A 1,452-nucleotide genomic window follows, 5' to 3' on the forward strand; every position below is an offset into this window, starting at 1 on the left:
ACATATCATGCGTGACGTGACACTAGGATCGCGTCGTTCGGCTGGTGACACAAAGCAATGTGCCCAATGTGGAGGTCTACGTCGCAAGTGCGCTCGATGTAGCAATCTCCAAGCTGGGTCGTTTTGGCGACCGTGACCAGCACGATATCCAAGCGCTGCTCCAGCTGCCTTATGTTGACATTGGCGAGTTTGAACGCTTGGCCCGAGAAGCGATCAGCTATTATGTTGGTGACGAAACTCGTATATTGGGTAACCTGAAGGTGGTACTAGACAACTATCACGCTTGAGAGGGCTAATAATGGCAGTTTCCTTCACACGTAAACGGTTGTTCCGGGTAGGCTCGCGCCCTCTCGAGCGTGCTGTCGATGACGTGAAGCAGCTTGCTGAAGCCGTCTGGTACCGTGGCTATTGTCCCACGAGGGAGGAGCTGGAGCGGCTGCGCGATGTGATGCCTCGCGAGGCGTTTCAGCGGACGCTCTGTGTGCTTGAGCTGCTTAGCCAGTACCCGGTATGCCCCCTGATTCCGCACGACACTTGCAACAGCTCACTAGGCAATTCCATCGCCAATTGCTAGGCAATGACGACACGCCCACCCAGGGGCGATATTCCCCCAGCAAGCGATGGGGCCTGACGGATACCACAGCGCCACTGCGCAAAGCGCTGCTTCCTCTGCAGACCCGTATGTATGCCGATGCGACAGGGCATCGGCACGGCCTGAGTGCCTGAGAGCTGAGCTGTCTAACCCGACGCGGGTAGCTGCCAAGGCCGTTCAACCGCTCAGGCAGTGGCCCGTCCGGCACCACACTGGTGATGGTGGTGGGGTCTGCCCAGCATGATAGGGGTGTGGGAGTTGAAGGTGCGTTCAGCACCACCGGCTGGTCGGTGTCGTTGTGGCGAGGGTGGATCGCAGGCATGGCGAGGTCTCGGTAGGGTGACGCCATCAGACTAGCCCGAGGCGGCAGTCATGGCCATAAAATCAGCACCTTAGCCTCTCGATGTACCACGACGCCTCACGCGAATCCGACCAGTCATGGTAAGCTGCCCGCAGACTATTTGTAGGGACGCCCCATGGCCACCAACCATCATGATACGGGTTACAAAGAGCTGTTCAGCTACCCCGAGTTCGTTCAGCAGCTGATCGAAGGCTTTGCACCTGCCGACATTGCCGGGCTGATGGACTTTTCCACGCTGAAGAACCACAGCGGCAACTACATCACCCCGCTGTTCGAGGAGAAGTTCGAGGATGTGGTGTGGTCGGTAGAGCTCACCTGGGAAGGGATCACCCAGCGGGTGTTCCTGTACATCCTGCTTGAGTTCCAGTCCACGGTGGATCGCACCATGCCGATCCGGCTGCTGCACTACGTGGCCTGCTTCTACGATCACCTGCTCAAGGCCCAGGTCACCACGCCCGGTGAGGGACTGCCGCCGGTGCTGCCCATCGTGCTCTACAAT

Annotated in this window: 2 protein-coding genes; both read left to right on the forward strand. The window is 58.6% G+C overall.

Annotation, left to right across the window (positions count from 1 at the left end; genetic code table 11):
• Nucleotides 1-41: 41 nt before the first annotated feature.
• Nucleotides 42-287 carry a DUF6036 family nucleotidyltransferase gene (locus ACESMD_RS11095; protein WP_372613121.1) on the forward strand — a complete coding sequence of 82 codons (246 nt, stop codon included), beginning with the start codon at nt 42-44 and terminating at the stop codon, nt 285-287.
• 781 nt (nt 288-1,068) lie between these two features.
• The coding region (locus ACESMD_RS11100; protein ID WP_372613119.1) for an Rpn family recombination-promoting nuclease/putative transposase at nt 1,069-1,452 on the forward strand (384 nt) is incomplete at its 3' end.

Source organism: Halomonas sp., from assembly GCF_041689495.1.
Lineage (GTDB): Bacteria > Pseudomonadota > Gammaproteobacteria > Pseudomonadales > Halomonadaceae > Halomonas.